The 5,325-nt window shown below is 47.1% G+C and carries 3 protein-coding genes; all 3 read right to left on the bottom strand.

Translation table 11 applies throughout. The features are described 5' to 3' along the window. Window positions 1–596: 596 nt before the first annotated feature. Complete coding sequence (locus F4Y64_05960) at window positions 597–1,598, bottom strand: hypothetical protein (GenBank protein ID MXX97143.1); 1,002 nt, start codon at window positions 1,596–1,598, stop codon at window positions 597–599. A gap of 611 nt (window positions 1,599–2,209) precedes the next feature. Beyond that, the gene (locus F4Y64_05955; protein MXX97142.1) at window positions 2,210–3,103 is read right to left on the bottom strand and encodes a sterol desaturase family protein; all 894 of its coding nucleotides are present in this window, start codon (window positions 3,101–3,103) and stop codon (window positions 2,210–2,212) included. A 6-nt stretch (window positions 3,104–3,109) separates the two neighbouring features. Beyond that, window positions 3,110–5,209 carry an ATP-dependent DNA helicase RecG gene (gene recG, locus F4Y64_05950; protein ID MXX97141.1) on the bottom strand — a complete coding sequence of 700 codons (2,100 nt, stop codon included), beginning with the start codon at window positions 5,207–5,209 and terminating at the stop codon, window positions 3,110–3,112. Window positions 5,210–5,325 lie beyond the last annotated feature (116 nt).

The following is a 5,325-nucleotide window of genomic DNA, read 5'->3' as shown; positions in this document are numbered from 1 at the left end:
TCGAATACACAGAGAAAATTATCCCTCTACAAAATCAAAAAGGGGGGAAGTTCAGATCTGAGAGCTTCTGCCGTGAAGAGGTACCTTCCTAACTATTTCTAGGGTTTACCCATCCAAAAAACCCTTTTTCTGGATCTCCGTGGATAGAGATAAACAAAAATGGGAGAACTATGGCAAGGCGGGATTTTCACACCGAGTGGGAATCACCCTGATGCAGCTAGGCAAAATGTTTCTGGATGAAGCATCCGCGCACCAGTGGGTTGATTTGATCGTTTGGCAACACGTACCAAAGTCCACTCAAAGATGCTCTACCGGTGCCATCCATGAATCGATTGTTCAGCATGTTTACCGGTACAAACATGAAATCCAGCAAGCCCAAAAAACTAGGCCCAACCAAGTGCGTTTTTAAATCTCAATACACAAGCAGCCAATCTGAGCTGAATTGGACTATTAGATTTATTAGGTTGCTGTAAAATAAACTGAGATCAAAGTGAACACATAGGTAGCCCGACGTGTGCCAGAGTTTCACCACCGAAGACGCACGAGTTAAGCTCAAACACCTCTATCCGACATTTGATGGGCGGCACAACAGCAGTTCAACGAACAGAAAAAAAATTGACAAGCTCGATAGCGTATATCTCAGTGTCAGAGTTCGTTGAAACTAGTGAATAAAGATTCTCCCGTTCATGAAAGTAAACATGTTGAACGTCTTTCTCTTCTGCAATCAGGTCACCAGAGTACGAATAACTTCTTAATCTGTACTGATTTTGGAATATGGACAACACAATCACTCGATCCTCGAGGAGAAACAAATCCAGTTCGATTTCTAATCTAGGCACAAGTTTAGCTACCTCTTCAAAATCTGTTGAAGAGGAGTACTTTGCAATTTTCGCCGATTCATTTTTCAGATTAAAGGAAGAGAAAAGCTTGGTTTCAGTGTCATATTGCCAGATTCTGTGAGAAAATGGCAAAATGAAATACAGCTTGTTGCCTCTAGGTTTGATCGTATTTACCCGCTGCCCAACTTTGAAGGGAAGAAGTAGAAGATCCGCGTCTAGATCCTCTATCGTTAAAGCCAAAGGCAAGAGATCACCTTCAGAACCAAGGCGATAGAGCAGAGGTTCGTCGGGAGGGTCCGAACTATTATAGTTGGCCTTCGCCAGATAAAACCAATTCCCGTTTTTTTCAATCTGGGAAAATTGAGCCAATTCTGGCATTACCACTTCTTTTAGGCATTCTCCAGTATGAATGGAATATCCCGTAATCCGCCCAAGTTGAGTATCAAGTACAAAGAGTGTATCCCCTGCTAGTGTGTAAGACGTCACTTGTTGATGTTCACATGAGCCACCGCCCTTCTGTCCTAATAACCTTTCCCTTCGGTCAGATATGATCAAAAAGATCGAATCGGTATTATCCACAACCAAAGCAGAATCGGGGCTAAGCGGAATATACCCTATCACTGCTGACATGGGTGGCTCACCTTCATCAGTGAGAAATCGTGAAATTTTATTTTGCGCTACTGCAGGAGGTGGTGTCAAAGTAAGTGAGATCACAACACCCAGAAGCACGACCACATACAAAGACCTAACTCGATTCACTGTCCTTTTCTTTGAACCAATCGTGTATAAAACCAAAGGAGATCAAACTGACGATCTCCTCTACCTACAGCTACAGGCACAGCCGTCGGGTTTCAAGTCACTCTCAGGGTCAACATAGGGATAAGATTCTGTCTCGCCCGACTCTCTGTCATATACTATACAGAGTCCGCATCCTGCAGTTGAATGTTGTTTCGCATCTGCAATCTTCTTAATCGTTCCCAAAGATCCGATGGATATAGCCAAACAAACCAGCAATGCCATCCAGCCAATGTATTTTTTCATGAGTCCAGTTTGAGTTTTATTAGAAGTAAAAATAAAACGACGCTAGTATAGTACTTCGTTTTAATAATTCCAAATTTCCGTAAATTAAACTGCAAGTATTGGCTCAATCTTGGCTTACTTGAAATTTCAAGATCTACTGAAAGCCCGTCTGGGATACGTCAAGATTACGCATTGGGGGAATTTTAGGTACGAGGTTCACAGAGCGCCGCGTTATCTGATGACCTTTGGGAAAAGGACATCAACTTGCGTCGCATGGGTGGGATCTGTGCCGGGTTCTCAATGAAGGACCTCCTGCCTGACCATTTCTACAGGTTTGCACGCATCCGAAATCACCGAGACTTTTTCCTCTTTTTTCCGGTGCCGAGTCCATGCAAACTTTGTCGCACAAACGTCTTAGGGAATTCCTCCAGATCTTCAAAACCGAGCTCAATGTCACGTCCGCTATGAGGGATGGATGCGGTCTTGAATAGATAGTCCCACAGGCTGAGGCTGATCCCGTAATTGATGCCATACGGATGGCCCTCCGGCCAGTGCTTGGCATGATGCCAAATGTGCATCTGGGGACTGTTGATTATATATTTCAGGGGGCCCAAAGGGATCCAGATATTGCTGTGATTTGAATGCCCGATCACCAGTGTGACCAGGTATACAATAAAGAACTCTTCAATCCCAAACCCGATCATCGCCAGAGGGATATACTGTAGTCCATTGTAGACCACATTCTCCATCCAGTGAAACCGCAGATGTGCAGCAAATCCCATCTCTTCCACCGAATGATGCACCTTGTGAAACTCCCATAATGCCGGGATGCGGTGCAAAAGCCGGTGAACATTCCAATGAATAAAATCCCGGATCACAAAAAGCACCAGTAGCTGTGCCCACACGGGCAGATTCCCCACCTGAATCGCCACCAAGTTGGTAATCCCAATAATGGCCAGCGCATCGTTAAAGAGATTCACAACCACCATACTCGCCGCATTGAAGATAAAGAGCGAGAACAGGAAGTAGTTGAAGAACATATAGAAGAGATCCAGCCAGAAATCATGCCTGAACCTCTTCTGCTCTTTACGCCACGGGGCAAAAAGCTCAAACACAAAGAAAAAGAGGCTAACCCCAACCAGCCAATAGAAATAATTTTGCCAGTGGGGGACCGTGATCTCTATCCACAAATAGCGTGAGTAGGCCTCGTAACCGCTCAGAAATATGTCCCAGTATTTCTCCATATTCCCTTAGCCTATACGTGCATACCCCTCCATCCGTGCCAATATGAACGTCTCAAAATATGTGTACATGGCCCGGTGCTGAGGTAAAGCCAGATCTTGATCCTGTTCCCAAAGATCCCTCACGACCTGTCGCGCCTGTTCCAGAATCGGTGTGTCCTCCGGGATCTCTGCAATCCGAAGTTCCGGCATTCCACTTTGCCGGGTTCCAAATAGATCACCTGCTCCCCGCAACTTTAGGTCTGCTTCGCTGATCTCAAACCCGTCCGTGGTACGCTCAATCACTTTCAATCGTTCTTTGGACTCCAAAGATTGACGCCATTCTGCCATAAGGATACAATAGCTCTGATGATTACCCCGCCCAACACGTCCCCGTAACTGATGTAATTGACTCAACCCAAATCTCTCTGCATGTTCAATGACAATGGCAGTTGCTTCCGATGCATCCACGCCGACTTCAATGACCGTCGTTGCCACTAGAACCTGTACCTGTCCCGACTTGAACCGTGCCATGACCGCTTCTTTTTCCTGACTCTTCATCTTTCCGTGGACAAGCCCAACCTTGTCCTTCTGATACAACTGCTGCCATGCTGAAAAGCCTGCTTCCGCATTTTTTAGATCACTCTTCTCGCTTTCATCCACTTGCGGATAAACGATGTAGGCCTGCCGTCCCTGCCGTAATTGTTCCAGTACGATGGCTTCCATTTCCGAGCGGTGACTTTCCCGGAGTAGTCTGGTAATAATGCGCTTGCGTCCTTTTGGGAGATCCCGAATGGTCGTCATACTAAGATCCCCATACATCGTCATCGAAAGGGATCGCGGAATCGGTGTGGCACTCATCAAAAGCACATGTGGATTTTCTCCCTTGGCAACCAAGCTTGCACGCTGCTCCACACCAAAGCGATGCTGCTCATCTACAACGGCAAGTGCCAACTTCTCGAACTTCACCTGCTCCTGAAACACCGCATGGGTCCCTGCAACAATATCAATTTCTCCGCTGGCAATCTCTGCCAGGATCTGCTCCCGGACCCGCTTACGCTGTCCTCCGATCAGCAACCCGACCTTGATCCCAAGCGGCTCAAGATATTGACACAGGCTGGAATATTGTTGCTCAGCCAAAACCTCTGTTGGCGCCATAAAAACGCCTTGAAACCGGCTGTCTGCAACCAAGATCAGGGCCGCAACCGCAACAACGGTCTTGCCACAACCAACATCCCCCTGCAACATACGATACATGGGATAGCCGCTGAGCATGTCCTCCTTGATCGTTTTCAGGGCATCCTTCTGCCCCTGCGTCAATTCAAAGGGCAGTACCTCGTTGATAAACTGCCCACAGCGGACACCCTGACCATTCAAACGGATCCCTGTACGTTCTGCACGTTTCTTTTTGGTATAGCGAAGCAATAATTGAAGAAAGAATAATTCCTCGAATTTCAAGCGATTTTGGGCTCTTTCCAGCTCCCCGTGACTTTTGGGGAAATGGATTGCCCGCAGGGCGACCCGGCCATCAAGGAGATTGCACTTCTTTTCTACCCATTCAGGCAGGACCTGTGGGAATTTCAACCCATGGCTCTTGATGAGTTGATAGATGATATTCCGAAACGTCCGACTGTTAAGGCCAACTCCCTGCAACCGTGCACTGCCAGGATACAGGGCGGTAATTCTACCCGTTGAGAGCTGCGGTCCTCCCTCATCAAGCCGATCAAAATCCGGGTGCACCATTGTCCAGGATTTACCAAGCCTTGACACCTCCCCGGTAAATGCAACCCGGTAGCCTGGAGCGAACGCTTTCTGGATCCATTTGACTCCCTTGAACCAGATTAATTTCATATGTCCGTTCCAATCATCACGGATTAGTACTTCAAGCCGCTGACGATTGCGACCCGAAACCAACTCGGCACTGTGAACGGTCCCGATAATTGTGACCACGTCCCCTTCGGTGGACAAATCAATCACCCGGGATACATTCGAATGATCCAGGTAACGCCTGGGGTAGTAATGTAAGAGATCCCGATAGGTCTCTACGCCGAATTGAGACAGTACGTTCGAGCGAGATGGGCCTACTCCCTTGAGGTATTGGACCGATTCAGCAAATACATACTTTGCCATGATGAACGACTTGCCAGTACGCGGATCTACGGAAGATACTGACCTGAAACCACTTGTCTATCTAGGTCTAATGAAAAACGGGCGCATATCTTGCGTCGTTTCCCCAATTTACTCAT

The organism is Rhodothermaceae bacterium (assembly GCA_009838195.1).
GTDB lineage: Bacteria > Bacteroidota > Rhodothermia > Rhodothermales > Bin80 > Bin80.
This window is presented reverse-complemented; position numbering and strand designations above follow the sequence as displayed.